9 protein-coding genes are annotated in these 20,848 nt (G+C 44.7%); all 9 read right to left on the bottom strand.

Annotated elements, in window-relative coordinates:
* Positions 1-30 precede the first annotated feature (30 nt).
* The 9 genes from FO446_RS03600 to FO446_RS03640 all read right to left on the bottom strand — a co-directional run bounded on the left by FO446_RS03600 (position 31) and on the right by FO446_RS03640 (position 20,847).
* A complete protein-coding gene (locus tag FO446_RS03600; protein WP_232774462.1) occupies positions 31-2,466 on the bottom strand; it encodes a hyaluronate lyase N-terminal domain-containing protein in 2,436 nt (811 codons plus the stop codon).
* Entirely contained in the window at positions 2,466-5,081 is a 2,616-nt protein-coding gene (locus tag FO446_RS03605) for a hypothetical protein (RefSeq protein ID WP_237899914.1), read from the bottom strand. Before FO446_RS03605 ends, FO446_RS03600 begins: the two co-directional genes overlap by 1 nt.
* Before the next feature lie 3 nt (positions 5,082-5,084).
* The gene (locus tag FO446_RS03610; RefSeq protein ID WP_173610657.1) at positions 5,085-5,858 is read right to left on the bottom strand and encodes a hypothetical protein; all 774 of its coding nucleotides are present in this window, start codon (positions 5,856-5,858) and stop codon (positions 5,085-5,087) included.
* A gap of 66 nt (positions 5,859-5,924) precedes the next feature.
* Positions 5,925-8,747, bottom strand: coding sequence for a discoidin domain-containing protein (locus FO446_RS03615; protein ID WP_221866796.1), 2,823 nt, complete (start codon positions 8,745-8,747; stop codon positions 5,925-5,927).
* Between the two features lie 20 nt (positions 8,748-8,767).
* Complete coding sequence (locus FO446_RS03620) at positions 8,768-9,916, bottom strand: beta-xylosidase family glycoside hydrolase (RefSeq protein WP_173610655.1); 1,149 nt, start codon at positions 9,914-9,916, stop codon at positions 8,768-8,770.
* 12 nt (positions 9,917-9,928) lie between these two features.
* Positions 9,929-14,587, bottom strand: a complete 4,659-nt coding sequence (locus tag FO446_RS03625; RefSeq protein WP_237899915.1) for a hypothetical protein — start codon at positions 14,585-14,587, stop codon at positions 9,929-9,931.
* Positions 14,588-14,598: 11 nt separating this feature from the next.
* Positions 14,599-17,856: a 3-keto-alpha-glucoside-1,2-lyase-like domain-containing protein gene (locus tag FO446_RS03630; RefSeq protein WP_237899917.1), complete on the bottom strand. Its 3,258-nt coding sequence runs from the start codon at positions 17,854-17,856 to the stop codon at positions 14,599-14,601.
* Positions 17,857-17,938: 82 nt separating this feature from the next.
* Positions 17,939-19,027: a hypothetical protein gene (locus FO446_RS03635; RefSeq protein ID WP_173610653.1), complete on the bottom strand. Its 1,089-nt coding sequence runs from the start codon at positions 19,025-19,027 to the stop codon at positions 17,939-17,941.
* 14 nt (positions 19,028-19,041) lie between these two features.
* Positions 19,042-20,847, bottom strand: coding sequence for a hypothetical protein (locus tag FO446_RS03640; protein WP_237899919.1), 1,806 nt, complete (start codon positions 20,845-20,847; stop codon positions 19,042-19,044).
* Position 20,848: the final 1 nt, after the last annotated feature.

Here is a 20,848-nt window from a genome sequence, read left to right on the forward strand (position 1 = left end):
ATTTCTCACGGTGGTTTGAGAGCTTGTCTTTTACCATAACTGCTTAATTTGGAAGTAAGTATAAGCGGGGAGGGCTTCTATGACGCTGTTGGCAAAAAAAGAGTAGCCGAAAAGCTCTACGTAGTCGCCGGGCTTTAGCTGAACGATGCTTGAACCGTTTAAACACCAGGAATGGTTGGAATAGGAGACGATGCTGCTGAGTACTTTATGGAGTTCACCATTGATTCGTACTTCTAGTTGTAGACCATTTGGTGAGGTGGTTGGGCTTTTGATTCGTGCTGAGCCAACGATTAAGTAGTCGCCAAGTGCTTTTGCAACAAAGCGGCTTTGGTTTTTATCGAACTCTTGGAGGGCGTCGTGGGTGGTTGTATTGAAATTGATTTTAGTGAAGGTGTCAGCTGCGTTTAAGATCTGGTCGGCGGACATGGTGGCGGTTAGGCTTGTGCCTGTTTTAGCTGGATTAAGTAACAGGTTGGAGCTGGTCAGGGTATAACCAGAGATGGCAGGGGATTTCACGGAGCCAGAAGGCGAGGTAATGACTGCTTTTACCCGTAAATCAGCATAAAGAGGGTTCTTAAAGGAATGTTTGCGTCCGAGGACTGCTGATTCCCAAGTAGCGCCGCCGTCGTTGGACAGATACCAGTCTATCGAGCCTTCTTGAAGGGTTTGGTCAGCGGTAAGCGAGGCATGGGCAATGGGAGATACGGAAGGGAGCTTGGTGCTTACAAACTCTTGGATGACTTCCCCTGAAAGAGTTCCTGTAACTATACGATAACCATACAATTCAGGAGTTAGATTTATAGTTGGCGAGTCTAGTCTGGCTCGTAAAAGCAGGGAGCTAGAGAGGGTTGGGAATGTAATTTCTTCTCCTGGTATAGCATTGAGCCACTCTAGTCCGTTGTTGTTGGTTACCTCTAAAGTCACAGTGGATTTGGACGCTCCGAAGGTGTACTCATCGATGGCTTGGTTAGTGTCGTACCTGGAGGTTAACGACAGTGTTCGTAGGACTCCGTTGCTGTCTTTGAAGGGGAAATGCTTGCCTGCAAAGGCCGAAACGGTTACTGAAGTATCGATGATGGATAAGTCGGAAGCTTTGAAGGTAGCGAGATAGTATTTGTTTAGCTCTGCATATGAGGAGTAAACAAAGTGGTAATTGGGGCCGTCAGCGATAAGTCTGGAAACCCAATTGGCGTTGATGTTTATCGCTGAAGTGGACTGAACAAGCGTTTCTGGGTGAAGGGAATACAGTTTAACTGTATAGGAATTAGTACTGCCCGTATAAATAGTTTGTATGGCGATGTACTTATCTAAGGCGGGGTCATACATCATGTCAATCGAGATGTCTTTTCCTCCGTGTGCTAGTTGTATATTTCGAACGTTCCGAAATGAACTGTCGAAAAGAAATACTTTGAAATAATTTCCGTTTACCATACCTAGAGCAACTTGGTTTCTTACTGGGTCATAGGTTGAGCACAAGTAATCCGTTGGACCTGTTGAAAGAATATTAATCAAATCAGTAACTAAAAGACCATCACTATTAAAAACATGGAATCTCGTATAAGAAGAAACTGAATGAAAGACCCATACCCTATTCTGATTATCTAGAGTCAGTGATGTTGCAATAACTGTTCCAGCGCCCAAATAAATGGAATACCAATCCCTGAAGGTGGAGCCGTCGCTATTTACAACACCGACTGCACCGTCTAGTGATGAATGTGAAATAGAGAACCAGACACGATTGTTATAGTCTACGACGTAATCTATCGATTGGAAAGGAAGAGTATGGGTAGTTCCAGTAAAGGGCAGGATCGTTCTCTCGAAAGACAGACTGCCATCAGGATTTGTTACTCTTGCATGAATCCCTGTACCGTTTACAAGTGCGACCTTCCAAGTACGATTCGTGCGGTCTGTAAATCCCATTGGCTGTGAAAAGATACTTCCAGAATAGGAAAAGCGAGTAGCTTCTGAGAAAGCGTATGTGCTGGGTTCGTTAACTACAGCGTTAATGGTTACTTTGTTTGTACTTGGGATAGTAATCGGTTTTGAATAAAAAATACCGTTTTTAATCCCAGATGAATTTCTGATTAGACGGTTAGTTGTATCTACCGTGACTCCCATAGAATTTACGTCGTCAAAGTAGTTCGTGGTGCTGAAGTCTTCGGTAAAGTCAGGGGTAACCGTAGGAGTTACTCTTCCCTGTACAACTCCAGCTGTTGTCTTTTCAGAGTCGACATAAGTTAATGTATCAAATTCTTCAGAGAAGGTGCTGGAGACAGTACTTCTGTGCATTTCAAGTTCTTCTACTCGATTTGCAAGAGCGGGATCAGATGCTGTGATTGGGACTACACTTTCACCTGTTCCGACAAAAAGTTCATGGGTATCGGTTGTAAAAAGAGGCTCCCCCGCTGATGCAGCGAAGGGGAGATTGGCTTTTAAACCGCGTTTTAGTTTAATTGGTAGTGTCATTAGAATGTACCTCCATCTACTTCGGTGATCGGGGAGCCACTGCTACCGCCAGAGCCTACGTTTATTTTGTAATCTCCATCTGAGAATAAGAGGACTCGCAGATTGGTATTTCGGTTATACCCGTATTTGTAATCGACTCCGGGCATCGCCATGTCCCACGAATCTAGTAAGTCTACATCCATGGTAAGGGAGTCTAGGCTTGTTTCATCAGTGGATGATGACTGTTCGAAGTAGAATGCGCATCTTAAGTTTTTAGCTTGGCCGATCTTTTCGTCCCATTCAGAAATGTTGTTGAAATCGTCTATTGTCATTGCTTTTGCTTTGAAATCAATGGTGTTAGTAATATCAACAGTTGTCCACGAGCCATTCTTTTGTTTTGCTTCCCATGTTGTTCCACTGTCTGTACTTATTGCAACTCTTAGGACGCCTTTCTCTGTACCTGATAAGGTTAAAGAGTTGATTTTTGATGTGTTGAGAAAGCTTACATCATTTTTCATTTTTATGATCTTTGGTACAGGAACTCCAGTAAGGTGAGCAACCGTGGGCTCTCTTTTAGGTTTCGAAACAAGAATTTTGAGGTTGGATTTTTCTGTTAAATCTTTCAAGTATGGGGCGCATGTAGAGAGGTCGAGCATGCCTTTATTTTGAAACATATCGTCTGTAGGGGGAGCAGCACCGACGGTTTCCCAGCCGGAAGGAGTGTATGTTTTCACGTCTGTACCGTCTAGTATGAGAAATCGATTATTGTTGAATGACTCAATCAGCAGAGCCGGACGGAAGCCTCGGCCTGGAGTTGTTAGATCTGTTGAACCAGATGTCCAGTTTTTGAGACCGTTATAACCTCGAATCACACGGGCCTTTGAATTGGATTGATCGGTCGTACTGGTCCATGAACCGTGATTTACATTATTCCAGATCTGGTCATCGGTAATGTACTTATCCCATTCGTTGTCTTTATCCGATGAGTTTACTCCGCCTGTCGGTAGTCGCAATGCTATTTCTCTATCAGAGGATGTGAACAATTGGACAGTATAAAAGCCCACATAATAAAGTCCGTTCCATACGTAACGTTCTGATATTCTGATGCGATATTGTGTATAAGTTTTATCATTTTTGAATGAGAAGGTCTTTTTAAGACCGTGCCAGCTTGATACTTCATTTCCATTATGCAAGATATCCCAAGAAGTTCCGTCGTTAGAAGCTTCGAAGAACCATTTTTTCGGACTATATATGGCATATAGATAATACGAAGTAATTTTTGTTGGTGTTGAATACTCGATCTTTAAAATCTCTTCTGTTGTTTCAGTAGCAGCAGTACTTGTCCAGTACGTTGACTCTGATCCGTCAAAAGCCTTCCATGCATGATAATTTGCTGTGTCATACTCTGTTGAAGCAGATACTTTACACGCTGCAGAAGAATACCCAGACAATCCTGGAATGGTGTGAAGGTTTTTAATTGGCAGTCCGCTTCCACTTGCAATCCCTGCTGTATTTAAGGCATCCCATGGAATGGTTTGGATATTGCGGTCAGCCATCAGCAACTTATCACCCTTGTGATTTGTACCGTACATGATGAAATACCCATCACCATTTGCACTTGTTGCAGGAGCATTGGGAAGAAGTCCTGCCATTTCTTTTCCGATAGATATGGTTCCAAACGTACCAGCAGGTGCCAAGTAGTTAAAACGAATACGTTTTCCTACAGTTAAATCTTTTACATCTACTACTTCATCAGGGTGGAGAATCCTACCATCGGCATCAATATCAATGGCATCAATCTGTATGTTCTTCACGTTCACGTTATTTGGGTCAAAACCAATACTTCCTGCATATGAAGGAACTGTAATCTCTACAGTATGCATTTTATTCTCTAACCCTATCTTTTCGTACTGTAATGCTTGAAACTTTAAATCCCCATACTGACTGAATGTTTCAGTGGTACCATCAATCGTTATTGGAACATTAGGGAATTTATTTTGGTACATGTTACCTATTATTCTGATTTTAGTGCCAATAAAATTAAATTTAATCTTAAAATCTGCACTTGTTGCATAGTTGGAGGCTCCTCCATAAAAGCTTTGATTTGATTCTCTTACGAAAGTTCCAAAGTACTTTATAGCTGGATTACCGTCGTCATACCTTTTCCACCCTTGAGCTGGTGCAGTTAATTGCCCCCCGATAGGAAATTCAATAGATCCTGTATCATCTATATCAATGGCATCAATTCCAAGATAATCTGTCCCAGAATTCAATTTCAGCTCAACACGGTGCTTGCCTTCAGACAATCCCATTTTTTCAAATACGATGACTTGTGGAGTATTTGAAGTACTTGAAGTACTTCTTTCACTAAATGTATGGGCGACCCCATCAATCGTGATTTTCGCATCTGCCGTGAAGTTGTTCCAGAAAAAAGATATGATACGGATTTTTGTTCCTACAAAGTCAAACGTTGCTGTGTCTCCTGCTGTTGAGGTGTAGGTATCTGTTAATTCATAACTACCTGCATATCCTGTTCTTTTCGCCCATGTTCCGTTATATGCAATAGACGGATAAGTGTTATCATATCGCTTCCATCCTGCCTCTGGTGCAGCTAATTGATCTCCAATTGTAGCCATGTATTACACCTCCCTATATTCAAACACTGGTCGAAAACCTGTACTCTCATAAGCTATTGATGTTTTACTCATCCCTAAGCCTTTCCATATCGGAAAATTATCCTCACTTCCCCTTCCAACTCGCCAAGTATTGTCTTGAACTTCAATAGTTCCTGTACTTGATATACGAGAACCTGTCATAGTGGTATCTTGCGTAATTGTAAAACGTACTTTGTAATGAAATACATCATCTACTGTATATCCATCTTTTATCATGCTTTGAGGAAATCCCATTAAGTACTTATCATATTCGTTGTTCACAGGAAAGCATGTTCCATTGCTCAATCTGGCATCTAAGGTTTTATTTTCATTTGCATCTGCATAAGCTACTCCACCTGTGAGAGATCGGAGTGTACCTGAAATATTCTCACTCGAAGCATAGCCTTGTGAGATATTCGAGCTTGTACTAAACGAATAGGGATTCCCTTGTATCACCTTCCCTGCATTCAGGGCATCCCAAGAGATGGAGTGTTGACACACCCTATCAGCGATCAGCAATCCTTTGGCAACTTTCACAAAATAAAATAATTTGGAGTTGTTAGTAGTGGACTCTCCTGTTACTGGCTTTTCTTCAGCCGTAGAGAATGTATCTGTCCCTAACCCAACTAATATCCCTGCTGGACTATCAGACAGGCTCCCGCTACTTCCATGGAAGGAGTACCAACACTTTACATAGTCACCGATCTGCATATCTGAAACTTTTGATCGTAACTGTCCGGTTGTTGCTGGAATGGGCATTTTTTTCACCTCAACAATTCATTGAACTTTTCGTAATACTAAACTGAGCTCTCATCGTATTCATATTCAATTCACCTTGATTTTCTCAATACTCGAATATTGATTCATATCAAGAGTCAATGAGTACACACTGTTACCAGACGGAAGCACAACGTCTTCTGTCAATTCAATCGAGTACTCAGTTTTAAGCCGTAATGTACCATCTAGCTCCATATAGTTGTCATGATCAAAGTTAGGGGCTTCGTTACTAGAAAAGGATGCAATCCCGAGAGAATAATTGTGTTCACCGGGGGCAAATTTCAAAACCTCAATAGGGGGTATTTTATAATCAGTAGTGTAGGGGATGGTGATATTTACTTCTGAGGGAGAAATAGGTGAGGCGGTAACTCCATACTTTTCTACTTGAATCATTGAAACACCGTTGCCAGGTACGTTACCCCCTGAACTACCGCCTACCGTATCTGTATAGGTGGGGAGAGTGTCTTTGTCATACCAAATGCAGCCGATGCTGTTAAGGACTGCTTTATCACTAAGGTTGGCTCGAATGACAAGAGAATTACCTGGCAAGAAAGTGTTTAAATCAACTAGCTGATTCAATGGAACACCTGCTGTGAACGTGGTTCCTCCATCGAGTGACAAATCAATGCGGATATTGCCCTCGTACTCTGCATCCAGCACAAGATGGGTTGGCGCCTTTGCCAATGGAATCGGTTTGGAAACCATGACAGGATTTTTATCAGATGTTTGCAGTATTTGTATTTCAGTAACGGTCATGTATGTGCTTTTATTCCATACGGTTACTTTAACTTCATTAATTAGATAGCCCAGGTTGACAGGGTAGTGCCATGAACCGTCACCATGTACTCCTGTATCGTTATTTGAAGCGAGATTAATTCTTGGGGTAACTGCTTCCCATTGACCTGTTGATGGATTTTTGACAAAAATTTGATGATCGCAATAATCGTGTCCGCTCTGTCCTGAACTACCATTCATCCAAAGTATGATTTTATATATTTCTACGGGTGTCACCCATTTCATGAATAAGTCAGCACTTGTACCACTCTGAAGCCAGCAATCAGTATATCCACCTGATGTTGCAATGGCATTATCATCTGCAATTTTTTCAACAGAATAGTTAACTGTCGTGCTATTTGCTTTGAATGGTCGATAGGAAGAATTGTTGTTATTATAATCTCCAACGGAAGAAGCGGTCTGTACACCAAGTGTTTGCCAGCTATAAATAGCGCCTGCAGATTTGATGACAGTTCCATTGGTTATTTGAAAGGATTCTGACTTAGATTCATCAATTCCCGACGTATCCTTAAAACAATCTGCATACAGATTGTGCCGAATAGATGCCCCTTGATTTTCCTTTTCCAAAGTACGATAAGCATTACGCAAAATATTAGTAGCAGCAACAACGTCTACTAACGGTTTGGTACTGCTACGATCCCCGCCTCCCCCTTCTTTGCTTGGCATCTCAACAAGCATACTATCGTCATACCAAGTAAATCCTAACGATTTTAAACTGCCTGTAGACGGAATGTTAGCTCGTAATTGGAGGTTTGTACCTTTTAGTGAAGAGGTATCGATTAGCTTGTTTAAATCGATGTTGTTTACCCAAGTTGTTCCATCAAGGGTCAGGTCGAAGGTGACCGCGTCAGTATACTCCGCAGTTGTAATAATCTTCTTTGGAGAGCGGCCAACATTAACTGCCTTAGTCACGAGCGTAACAGCGTCAATAGCTTCATAGAATTTAATCTCGTGCCAACCGGTATAAATCACTGGGTATGCCCTGAGATAACTGCGAAGCTTGGCCAGGCGGTAATAGCGGTATGCAGAAGTATTGGTGAAGTTGTGTTCTGTTTCTGAATCAGTGTTTACAGGAGATCCTGCGTATATATCTGTCCAATTCGTATCATCGTTTGAACCTTGAAGCGTAAACGAGGCAATACTGTACTGTCCACTGGAAATTCGAAGAGGTTTAATTGCGAGCTTAGTAATAATTTTGGGGACGAAAAAGTCAATTTGCCACCAATGACCTTCTGCCGGAGGAGTCGCTCCATTTGAATAATAGTAATCAGTTACATTTCCGTTGATTCCCATCCATCCAGGGTAAACAGATGTTTCACTAGACGAGGTTACGTGATAAGGGGTGGGTTCAGTTGGACTGGACATGATGATGTTTGTATCGTAAAGCCCGGGTGAGACAGTACCATTTATAATGGCAAAAGAAGATGACTTTTCGGTATCAATTCCTGAGGAATCGCTAAATACATCTACATACATGTTGTTTTGACGATAGGCGGGTCTGTTATGTGTTTCCGCATCACGGAAGGTATTCAGCAAAATATTGATTGGGGTCTGTAAATCAAAGGAACTGCTTGATGCTCCCCCATTATTTCCCCCCCCACCGCCAGAACCAATCCTCCCCTGCATATCATCCAACCGAGCTTTCAGACTAGGAAAAGTTCGCCCATCCCGATCCCGGCGTGCAGCGACCACCTCGGCATTCGGGTTAGAGGAGACATCGCTTTGCAGCTTCAAAATGGCTTGGTCTTGCTGTGCGTTTTTTTGCTCGACTTGCGAAAGACGGAGATCTTGCGTCTGATTTTTCGCTTCTACCGCACCGACCGTTGACGATAACGTATTCAGCCCCGTTTGAAAGGTAGAAACAGCACCTTTCACGGCATCAAGCTGACGATCCTGTTCATCGTCTTTATCTTTTAGCTCACGGAATTTATCCTGTAAGCTCGGTTTATTCTCTCTGGCATCATCCAGCTCCTGGAGGTAGGAGTCGATTTCGGCGTGGGTACGTTTTCCCTTGTTGGCCAACTGATTATGATCGAGGACGACTTCGGTGCCTGTTCGGGTGATTCTGACCGACATACGTTCAGCTCCTTTTCGATTTATTTGGTATAAACGGCGGACAAATTGAGCCCAAAATGGACATGCGTCGTTTTATCAACGAGTGCTGGATCGGTCTCACGGGAAATCCGCGTCCAGAAAACTTGTTCATTTCCTGCCGCAGTATCCGGCAGGGTGAAAGAATCGCCCCACGTACCAGGCACGCCGTTTTTGTCTGTAGCGACATCTACTAGCCGCTTGTACTGATCGGTACCTGCATAGGAGGTGAGGACCCCTTCGATACCCGTAAAAGTCCCATGATGCATCGTATTTCGGGCTATCATTTTCACTTCCCTATACTGGTCTTGGAGCATATGACCGAGAAACTCCTCCGTGTTGTCTTGCAGGTGGACCTCATTTCCTTCGCCATCGATAAAAAAGAGGGTGAGAGAGGGGGAAAAGTCGTATTCGTCTCCGCCCCACATTTCCATCTGGTCGCTGGAGCTAATCGTTGTTTTTCCGTCTGCTTCCGCAAAACGGAGGGAGCCAATGAATGGAATAGGATGCTGAGTCATATCAAATTGAATAGATGTTTGGCTTGTCCGACACGTTTTGGAGTCGACAACGGCTCCTGTGGAATCGAGCAGCTCTACACGGGTGCCGGGGGAGAGGTTTGAGACAGTGAGAGTGGGGAGGGAGAAAACGCGGACGTGTTCCATGTCCAGATAGTCGTCTGTAGCGCTGCTGTTGAGAAAGATACCGATTTTGGGAGCAAGGCGGTTGAATTCCTCCGAACCGATGATGTGCCAGATGGCTCCGTCCTCGGACCAATAAGCGGTGTAGGTATTGTAGTCGCGTATTAATCGAAGCCAGGGGAAGGTTTTCACAGTGCCTTGCGATGCATCGTAATATTCTTCGACGTGGAAAAAGTCATTGTGGTTAATGAAGACAGTCAATCCGCCTGTGCTTCCGGAAGCTTTCGGATTGTATGAATTTTTCATATCGAGGACGAATTGTTTCACGGGGGTAAGTGTGTCTAAAAAGAGTTGAAGCGGCTCGGCTCCGCCTTTTAAACGGAGCGAGCCTGGTGCGTCTGATAGCGACCACCTTGAAGAGTCATTTGGTGTCATGTTCCACTTGGAATCGAGGGTAAGAGAATCGAAAGAATCCTCGAAGAGAAACCCCGATTTACGCCGAGAAACTACACTCATAGAAGTACCTCCTTACGTAAATAGCCATATTCGTTTGCCAATCACACATGCCTCAGGGCGTTGTTTCCAGATGGCGAGCAAGCATTTGATCAGTGCTTCGACGCATTTGTCTCCGCTGCCGGGATCGCAGTAGGGGGTGACGAGGACCTTGTCGCAGATCCAGTTGGTTAGTTTGATGTAGTCGATATTGCAGTAATCCCAGACCTCTGTTGTACCTTTTGCTGTAAATACCCAGGTGAAAGTATGCCTTCCTCTATCTACTTGAAACACAGGGGCACCACCAGCATTTGTATAGCTACCTCGAAGAACGCCATCAATGAAAAAGTCCAATTGGCTATTAAAAGGAGAGGGGACAATTGTCCAGTTTTCCGTTGCTTTGAAATTTCGGAGCTTGAACGTAGTCAAATAGCTTTTGCCAGTCCACTCGCTTATTTCGCCTTTTTGTTCTGTAGTAATTTCGACACGTACTTTAGATACGGAAGGTTTGGATAGGTTTTCGAGGGTAAAGTCGTAGTTTCCGGAGAGATTAACGGTAGTGTTTTGAAGCTTGTTGCCTGTTTGATCATAGATGTTTACCTGAATATTGCTACCGTTACAACCGCCCATCCATATGGGGACGTTGGCAGTCGTTTTGAAGTTGTATACAAACGCTGATGATTTAGGGAGCGGGAGCTTGTCATGGAATGTATACTCTCCATTACTTAATCTCGCTTCGGCATCACAATCTGTATAGAACTTGATTCGGATAGAATAATTTTTACCTTCATCAGAATCATTGGTAATAGCAGCTTTGATTGTTTGTACATCATCAAAATCCGAGTATTTCTCTTCTGATATGATGGTCCCGTTGTCTTCGTCGTAAACTCTTACGCGGACATAGGCATCGCGGCATGGTTTTGATTTTTTACTTTGTCTGATTTCGATTGTATCGATCCAACACCAGGAGTCATCGGGTATGATTACTTGAGTGGGAGGGGGGAGATTGGGTTCATATGGCGAGTTGTCTTTTGGATAAATAGAGCCTAGTTTATCAATGCAATATCTTCCCCATTTTTCTTCAGCTTTTCCCTGGCTGAGAGTAAAGACTCCTCCATTGTCATCTAATCCCCCCCTATGACTTATTCCCTTTAGCAGTTTGTAATCAATACGATAATGTCTACCTTGAGGGACATCATACTTTATGAAATGTTCAGCCTGGCCTGTAGGACCTGCTGATAAGGGGTAAGAATCGATAATTGTTCGATTGGTTATATCCGTTACGGTAACTTCTACTTTTGTGTCGTCATAGTTATTGCTGAATTCACGGTGTTTATTGGATGTTAATTTAAGATTACGGATCGCGATGTAATAGGGGACTTCATCTTTTCCAAGCGTTGAGTCTTTAAAAAAAGTTCGTTTGACGTCAAAGACAATGCAATAGGGACCTGGCTTATTACAATAAAATTTTGGGGCGGCGTGGTGTTTAGCGGCGCTCCAATCTCTTATTTTATAGGGATTCTGCTTGTTTCCTACATTCATCCTCTTATTACCTGTGGTTGTGATTGTTGGGGTGTTCCAGCCAATACTTTTACGTGTTACAAGAAGATGAGAATTCGTTTTAGGATCGTATTCCGTCGCTATTGCGTAGCTATATAATCTTTTCGTAGAGACTTGTCGCCCATTTTTATTACCTTGTTGACTATCTAGTTCGTAACAATAGTACTGATAGTCAAACTCAACTTCTAAATGTTCATTCCCCACACTGTCAAAGATAACGTACCAAAAGGTGGAAGAATTATTTTTATTTGCAACCTGTTCAGACGTAATCACATAGGTGTTGTCATAGTGTATCGGTGTCTTTTTAGCAGCGTCAGGATGAGGGCGGAAAACCCATTTGACAGGGACATCGAATGCATTTGGAACATCATAGCCTTTACCAGCATAGATTTTTAATCGCTCGGAATATTTGGCTGATGTGACAGAAGAGTTATTAATAAATCGCCTGAGTGTGTAACCATCTCTTTCAGTTCCTTGCGCAATAGGTACGTTCCCATCGTAGTAAATCTTTACAGGACCTTGGGTATATTGCATCCATCGCACTCTAAATTTCCTTTTAGATTCATATACTTGTTGGTGATCAATAAAAGGGCTATAATCACCCAAATGAGTCTCTGATCCCGCCGGATAGCACTTCTCACCACCTGTAGAAGGATCGGGTTTCGTCGGCGGCTTATAATCGGGATCGGGGTCCTCAACCTCAATTTCATCACAATCTTCAAATACCCATTTTAACGTTTGCTTACCACGCCCCAGTGGAACCAATACGGTACGGCCAAGCGGATCACTTGTGCTTTTGTTTTCAGACCATATTAACCGATTGTTACTATATAAACTGAGATACTCGTAGTCTGAAAAGGAACCACCGTATTCAAACTTTACGAACCCCGGTTCATTCAAATCTATATTCTCGACATACAGGCGGTTCAGGGTACCGTCTTTATTCTCGACCTTAAGTACACCGTCTCCTCCGTGACCTTCCCCATGATAACGAGTAACGATATCTTCCCATTCCCAGTTGTCATCGACACGAATTTCACGTGCATAGTTATCCCGATCATTGAAGTCCTCAGAGAAAATTACTTCATAGTCATCTTCCTCTGAATCATCAACGAGACTTTTCAACTCCAGTTCTTCCGAAAAGTCAAAGGAGGAACCAGGATTCAGGAAGATGTTGTAAACATTTTCTGCACGATCCTTTTCTGTGTAACTGGAGTTTTTGTCTGTTCTCCATTCCCGGTCTACATCAATATAGCTGCCCATCGGTGTTTTATGTTTGCCACTTGAAGACCGATAAGAGAATTCACCAGGATAAGTTTCCTCAAGGGGCTCTTCTGTCAGGTCATCTTGAATCCGAAAAATAACGGTATTACGGCCTTTTACTAATGGGAGCTGTACATTTTTCTCCCATTCATCTCCCGTCGCTTCTAGTTGTTGTACGTCATTGATAATGACAAGGAGTCTTTCTGTATCACGTAAACCAGTAGTAAAACTGAACTCAATCCACCCATCGGCCTCAAGCTCAAGAGTATAGGTGGCATCTCCATTTCCGGAAACAATGGGGTCCTGCATATAAATTCCGCTACCAAGTCCAGGAATCGACTTCCATTCCCAGTGACTCACCCCGGTGAAGGAGAAGTTTAAAGGGTCAGAAACATTGGTGGTTCGTTCCTCGTAGTGATCAATCTCTAGTGGTGGACAAATCAGTTGGACATCTCCTGTTAAATCAACGGTACAGTTGTCACCAATTTCAATATCATAAGAAATGATAGCTGAATCTTCTTGAGTGGAGGAGGAACGTCCATCTAATGACCACTGCCACCCATGTTGTGAGACCGCGGTACTTCCTCGTACTCCTTCGCCGATTTGGGTACGGGAAGCAAATTCTTCATCGAAAAATAGAACAGATTCATTCGTATAGGGAGGGTTATCCACCCCCATTTCGTATTGAAAACTAAAATCTCCAGCGCACTCTGCATCGATGACTCTTTGAACTTTCCTTGAAAGCGTATCGTTAATTCCTGAAAAATAGGTGGTCATAATACTCTTATCTGAAAACGTAATCCATTCCCACCCAGGAATGTTATAAGCCGCATCCCCCAACGTATCCACATCCGGCGGTGTCTGCTCATCCAAGCTCTGCACCACCTCAACGCACTCCACATCTTTAACATAAACCGCATTTTTCCCAAACCGCCGATCACTCATCCGACGCACAAACCAATCAAACTTGTACGTCTGCCCTGGCTTGACGTGAAACTTCGCTTCCTGCCAGCTGTTGTTTTGATTCCATTCCCCGCCAACCTGATTGTTGTTAATAAAAAACAGCAACCCATCGCCAGGAGCAGTGCTAACCATGTACTTAAAACGAATAAAGCCTTGCTTTTTAAAGCGCCACTGAAAAGTCACTTTGCTGGAATTACCGTGCTTGAGAGTGGTCACATCCAGCTTCATGATGTTTTCACTTCCCGCCATCTCATTGGAGCCGACGGAGTGAACCATTTTCCATTCCTGATCTTCCGTCGAGGAGACGTAGCGGAACAAGCCGTGAAATTTATCCGACAACGGGAGAGTCCGCATATCAAAGGTCGGGACTTCTTTATCGATGGCATCGTAATGATTGAGATAGTAACCGCTAAAGTGATGATAGTAAGGAGCCGGACAAACTGGCAGCGAAACATTTTGATGGGTTCCATCCGGCTGCTCGGCGTTTTTCAGGATTTTGTAAATGCAATCGCGTACCATGAGCAAGGCTCGCTGGTAGTCGTTTTTTTGCGGATCGATTTGCTGGTTGACCCACCATTCCAGGCGACGGTACATGTTCCAAAGCGCTTCGCGGCAACGAACCTTGGCATACCAATTTTTGTCCCGGACAAATTGTTCAATCATCTGATCGATCATGCTTTCGAGAGAGTCGAGATTAACCGTCTGCCAACGACCAATCTGACCCTTGCCGGGATCGCCCAAAAGTGGATTCTGATACCCAGCGTAACGATCCTCTGCGCGAGGGCGATTGGGGCTGTCCGGATTGTCCGGATGATTCGGGTGGAATGCGCCCTCTACCAGCGAGGAGCGCATTTTTCCGAATGTGACGTTGCCCACTGATTTAGAAAAAATGCCAAACGTATGACCCAAAATGATCACCTCTAATCGGTAAAATCGTATTGCAGGTTATGATCTACCCAGACGCGGATGCGGTTTCCCGTAACCCAAACACGCAGCGTGTACCATTTCTCTTTTTCCCAGGCAAACGGGTTCATCGGGGTAGAGTACATGGTTGATCTGCCATTCTCTACCTTAAAAAGCTGCATGGGCCGCGGCATACCACTGGCGCTTCCGCCACTGACGACGAACATCCAGTAGTTCTGGTCGTTGTGATATTTGAACACGATGCCAGCGCTGTCTCCATCTGCGGGCTCATCTACTTTGAAATCGACCTCAAACTGATAGTCTGAATAAGTAAAGTCATTTCGAATGTAGCCGCTCATGCTACTGGAGCCTTTTGGATGGGTAAAAGTGCCTTGGTCGCGATTATGCTCCCAAGTGCCCGAGCCAAAACGGGTCCAGTTGTCTTGCCCCATCGCGAGTGCATTCATATCCGTCGTCCATGGATAGTACGCATTGAATGGATCGTGGGGATCGTATGCTTCTGGAACAGAAAAACCACCTGACCAATGCTCGGGATCATGTTCAGCTTCGAGAACATCGTTGGAGTAGTCGTAGACCAAACCTTGTCCTATTTCTTCTATACGATCTGCCCATGCTTTCTTGTAGTCGCGAACAGAAAGTAATGGTTTCTCGATATGACCTTTTCTATGATCCAATTGGCCAGCCAAGTATTCCAGGATGACGGCGTCTGCGAGTTCTTTTTTACCCATGATTTGGGTGAGGAGCGAGGTAGCACGCTCTTGGTTGGAGGCGACCCAATCTGCGTTGATAACAGCTTGATCTGGTTGTTTGTAACTGAGGATGGATTCGATCAGATGAGCTGCTGCTTCCGGCTGATAGGCAATCAGTTGCTCATGCAATACCGTTTGTTCCAGTGCGAGCTTGGCATACTTTCGCCATTCGTCGTCTTGCAGTTCTCCATCACGCGCGCCTTTTTCTGCCACATCGTATAAATCGACGAGGTAACTGGCTCGTTCATGCGGGGAGGTAGCGAAGAGATAGCCGCTGCACAATTCCGTGATTCTGCTGCGTAGTATTGCGGTGACCGGCAACTCGTCAAGGTCGCTGGCGTGAGCGGATTTGCGGGCTGTATGCTCGTCGAACAAAAAGGACCGATCGGGTTCCATGTAACCAAATGGATTCTCAATTTGCAGCTCGGCTGGACGGAATACATCTTCGCCGACCAGTGCTTCTGTAATGGTTGAAGGGGCTGCCTCCATTTGACTGGTGATTTCCACCTCCTCAACCGTGGAAGAGAGCAATACTTCCCGTTTTCCTGTAACCCCGTCCTCCTCCAGATACGAGAGAATCTCATTCTGGCGGGTGGACTCCCATGTCTCAAAGGAAAGAATGCCGGCTCTGTCTTGCAACGCTTTACTGAAAATGACTTCAGATTCGATCAATGCCTGAACCCGTGTCCGCACACCCTCTAAAAATTCTTCATCTACGTAAGCATCGAAAGTTTTGTTGGTCAGCGCCCATTCCATGAGTGCTTCTAAAATACTCTGACCGTCTGTAAGGCGCGAGGCAAAAATCATGTCGTCCATCAGGTGGGAAGGGAATTCTTTGGAAGCAAGGATGTCTTCCAAAAGATGAGCGGGCAGTAAGCGCAAGATGGTTGCGAAGATCATATCTTCTGCCAGGAGACTTGGGCGTACATTTTCCAGATTGGCGAAAATGTCATCCTCATCCTGGTAAAAGGATGGCTTAGGTGCTTTGCCCCCACTAAGATCGATGGCGCGTTCCTTTTCCCAAAGATGAGCAGCATGTACGAGCTGGCGATCTGCGCGAAGGTCATCTTTGATAATCGAAGTGGGACGAGAAAGATCTTTCTTTCCGAGTTCGAAGTGCTGGGGAATCCAGAGCGGATTGGTTTTCTCTCGAAGAGAATCATTGATGGGGTTGGGAACAAACAAGAGGTGACTGTTGTGTCGGGAGCTTTGTTCCAGATAGGTTATGAGCGAAGCATCTGTTTGAATTGTTCGGGTTCCCGTAATCTGTGATAGGAAAATAGCGAGCTCCGAAACTACGTCTCGATTACCAATAGCATATTCCGTGATGAGTGTACCTAGTGATTGATAGGGACGAGCAGCATGGAGTCGAGAGCGATTGATGAACAAGTCATTTCGGTATGGTCGGAAAGCTGTTGGTGAAAAGGAATCGAGGGAGAGAAGACGCGTGAAATCTCGATAGCCCCAGTAGCGATTCTGCAAAAGGGAACCACCTTGGAGCATGGTTCGAAAACCTGTAGAAGCCCGATGGATCGTTAAATCTTGCGTAGCGATCCTGCTTGCATGGTGAAGGAAGTGCAGCAAGGCGTCATACTGACGGGCTTTGAGGTAAGCCCAGTCCATGTCGCGAAGCACCTTCGTCGGTTTTGTTTTCATCCGGTGGAAGGTTTGCACGAAGTGACGGGTCATTTCAAAGACAAAATGACGCTCGCCAATGAAACGGGACCAATCCGTATACATGGCATGTCTGTTATCCCGGCTGGAAAGAGGCAGGTTGTTCTCAATAGATAGATTGTGAGTGATTGATCTGGTTGCGTATTCTCTTTCCATCTGCACAAAAAGAGAAGCCCAAAACTTTCGCCCAGCCAAGCTTCTATCGGTATTTACGAATAAATCGAAGGTAGAGAAACGCTCGCCCGTGAACCATTCATTCATCTTTTTTCCAGCGAAACGCTTAGTCCTTGTTGCGACAGGTTGTTCTTTCCCAATGATAGCTTCGGCAAAAATGGAACGACTCGCCGATCCTGGTGGCAAATCTATATGCAGCTCATCCTTATTCACGCGTACGGACATTTGGGCAGGGTTGAGCTTTGCCATTCCTGCTGCTTTAATCCGATCTGATAAATGTACACGACGAATAACTTGTAATGGCTGCTTGATAATTCGGTCAGCATCCAGGGCATCGTCCTGAAGCAAGCTCTCTTTAAGCGGCGAGCGATCGGATACCACGACCAGTTCCATGGGATTGGCCATGCTGGTATCATTCCGAATCATATCCTGCAAAGAGTCTTGTAGATCAGCAGCAAATGATTTCCGGTTCGCGAGCAAATAATCCAGCATGACCATACTGGCACTTTGTCCGTAGGGAATATAGACGAAGGAATACTTGCGGGAGGGCGAGGTCGTGAAAGTTACTTTTCCGATATAGTTGCGCATAGAAGCGTAGTGGTCTGCAAGTCTGAATTGATAGGCTGCTAGAGAAGAAATCCCGGTCAAATGGTTCACCTCCCAAAAAGAAGGGGGAACACCAGAGATGCGTTCTAGTTTTCCCCCTTTTGCTAGCTATACGGTTTTAGAGGGACTTCTTTTAGTAGCGAACTTCCTTCAGGAAAGCGACCCCCATTTTTACGTTGGCGGAGTAGTTCATGAAATTCTGTTCGGTATTATGGTCGAAATAGCGGTACACTTCCTGCTTGTGTTTCTTGGTCGTGTCGCTCGGATCGACATCAATGATCAATTCATCCAAGTGGAGAATGTTGTTTTTCGAAACGGCAATGCAGGCATCCAAGCTACCGCGGTATCCATCGTAGCCATGTACGACATAAATCGGGCTCAAATGGTAACGGCGTGTCCAAGCAGATGCGTTAAAGCCTTGTGGTTCCAGAAGAAGACCCGTGTCCCCGAGCTTGCTATCGGAATACGCCTTGCCCGGCTGTGGAGCTTGGGTAATGAAGGCAGGATAGTGCTTTTGGAAGCGAATGCCCGATTTTGTCGCAAGCATTTGCAAGGTGTTGTTGCCAAAAGAGGTGTATTGACCATAATCGTGTGGGGCGATCGGAGCAGCAGGCTCAGTAGCGACAGCTCCAGCCGTCAGCATGATGTTTCCAACCACATCATCCATGTTGTATTTGAACGGCTTGAGTGCGCCGACATAGAGGAAGCTCTTGCGATAATCTTCAAAGTGAACAGCAGGATCGCCAACGGCAACCAGAGAAAGGCGATTGTTCATCACATTCATGTACAGGTAGACTGGTTTATCAATCGTACGATCTGTCGGTTTGCCATTCACGACGAATTTCTCGTCGGCCCATTCGAAATTGACTGGATGACCTTCTGTTGCGAAGGTTTTGGCTGTGGCATTGTAGTCTGTCAATACTTGAACCGTCAAAGAGCTGTGTTCTTTCGGGTTGGTGAAGCCTGGATTGACGAATTTCACATAAAACTCTTTGGTCTCGGTGTTAATTTTGGAGATGCCCTTTAGGACAAGCTCGGAGGTTTTGCCAGAAGCGGAATCTTTTTTGGTGAGATCGGTCATGACCGTCCAGGTCGATTTCTCCTGCGTCTCTCCAGCGGTTGCGTTATGGGGATAGTTAGTAAGTTGTTCGATTTGAGATTTAATCGTATCTAGGAGCTCTTTAGAAGTGGTGATTTTTTCAATGTATTTAAAATTGGCCATGTGAAAATCCTCCTTTAATATACTTCTTTTAAAATGGCGATGGTGCAATCGGTAGGGTTGGGGGAGTACTTGAAGAAGTTTACAGGGGTATTGATTCGGAAGAACTTGTATACCTCTGTCCAAGTTCCGGCAGCAGGGTCCTTCGGATCTTTTGGTTCCTCTGTATCTACGACGAGCTCGTCCTTGTTGATCAGATTATGGTCCTCAATTGCTACGACACTGTCGAGGTAGCCACGATAGCCTTCGAACTGGTGTACCAGATAGATCGGCGATGCATGATATTTCTTCGTCCATTTCGAGCTTTGGAAGCCGTTTGCTTCGAGTACCATTTTGGACAGCTCAGGAGGGATTGTGCCCACTCCATCGTATTTGGGGAGCTGGGTAATAAAGGCAGGGTAGTACGCTTGGAAGTAAACGGAGCTACGGGTTTGCAGCATGGAGAAGGAGTACATGCCGTTGGAGGTATAGCGTCCCCAGCCCGAATAGTTAGGATTGGTGTCCTGCTTGATGTCGGCTGGAAGGAATCCTGATTTTTCCTTGGTTAAATCACCCATGCCGACTGTGATGCCAAAATTGCCTTTGTGATCATAGTCAGCAAAAGGAATCGTTTTTCCGATATAAGCAAAGCTGCTGTAGTAAGCATCCATATCAGGCGAAGGGTCGCCTTCAATTACGATTGCTACACGATCATTACTTACAGAGAGGTTGTATTCCACCCAATAGTCTGGGCGACGCTTCTTGTTTGGTACCCAAGAGACGACAGAGTCGGCGCCGTAGAAAAAGTGGGAGGAAGGGCTTTTAATTTCGACCTTGTCGTCGTAATCGAGTGCCCATGCTTCGTGAGGTGGGATGTATTTGTCGGTATCATCAGGATTGTTCCATTTGTTGTATTGAAGTTCAGCTTGTTTTTGATCGAGGACGAGCGGGACTTTGCCGGGAATAACTGTGCTAGTATCGCAGGCAAGCTGGTACGTATCGGCAGAGTTTCCAACGGGATTTTTGCCTGTGAAGCCTTTGCCGTAGGACACATCCAGGTAGTTGTACTGCTGGATGGGATGCTTCAACATGACGAAGTAGTCGTTAGGCGTTTGGCCTGAAGGTACGTCAGGAACGGATTTTAGGACGACAGTGTGGTCGTAGTGATGGACGGGGTTGGCAATGTATTTGACCATTCCGAATTTGTAGAGGGTAGGACGAACATAAGTCCATTCCCAAGAGTAGTAAAATACCGACCATTGACCTTTTGAAAGAAGATCGTTCCAATCAGAGGGCATTTGTGTAATGAGTTTATACTCATCCCACTCTTTTCCAGGGGTAAATGTTACCCCATCCAACTCATACTTGCCCTGTTGTACCACATAGCATTTCTTCTTGACAGTGTTGGCAGGGTCGGTATCATCGACATTCACCACCAGTAGACCAGGAACAGGAAGGGTGATGTCGTTTCCTTCAACATTTTTATAGACAAACTCTTTCACTTGGATTTTTTTGTTTGATTTAATATTTTCTGTATTGATCGTTTCGAAGATATAGCCATCTGCATCAACGAGAACAGTCCCTCCATTACCTCGTAACTCCCTCAAATCCGGCAAAACATAAACCGGATAAGTCTTCCCATCCGTATGCTTGTACGTCCCTTGCGTATTCGCAACAGTCGTCTTCTGATACGTAACCCACTTATCTTCATTAACCTCAAACACCTTTTCCCAGCGGTTCTTAGTATCCGGGATTTTGGCATTGACGATTTCATCAGCCAGCTTGTTGATGAGCAAATCGGCTGTGACCTCGCCCTCGATCCAAGCTACTTGTTTACTAGGCATC

This window comes from Brevibacillus brevis, assembly GCF_022026395.1.
GTDB lineage: Bacteria > Bacillota > Bacilli > Brevibacillales > Brevibacillaceae > Brevibacillus.

Bases quoted from the DNA above. Each gene is read 5' to 3' on its own strand.
- FO446_RS03615 (WP_221866796.1), bottom strand. From the start codon at position 8,747: ATGTCGGTCAGAATCACCCGAACAGGCACCGAAGTCGTCCTCGATCAT.
- FO446_RS03600 (WP_232774462.1), bottom strand. From the start codon at position 2,466: ATGACACTACCAATTAAACTAAAACGCGGTTTAAAAGCCAATCTCCCC.
- FO446_RS03640 (WP_237899919.1), bottom strand. From the start codon at position 20,847: ATGCCTAGTAAACAAGTAGCTTGGATCGAGGGCGAGGTCACAGCCGAT.
- FO446_RS03620 (WP_173610655.1), bottom strand. From the start codon at position 9,916: ATGAGTGTAGTTTCTCGGCGTAAATCGGGGTTTCTCTTCGAGGATTCT.
- FO446_RS03605 (WP_237899914.1), bottom strand. From the start codon at position 5,081: ATGGCTACAATTGGAGATCAATTAGCTGCACCAGAGGCAGGATGGAAG.
- FO446_RS03610 (WP_173610657.1), bottom strand. From the start codon at position 5,858: ATGCCCATTCCAGCAACAACCGGACAGTTACGATCAAAAGTTTCAGAT.
- FO446_RS03635 (WP_173610653.1), bottom strand. From the start codon at position 19,027: ATGGCCAATTTTAAATACATTGAAAAAATCACCACTTCTAAAGAGCTC.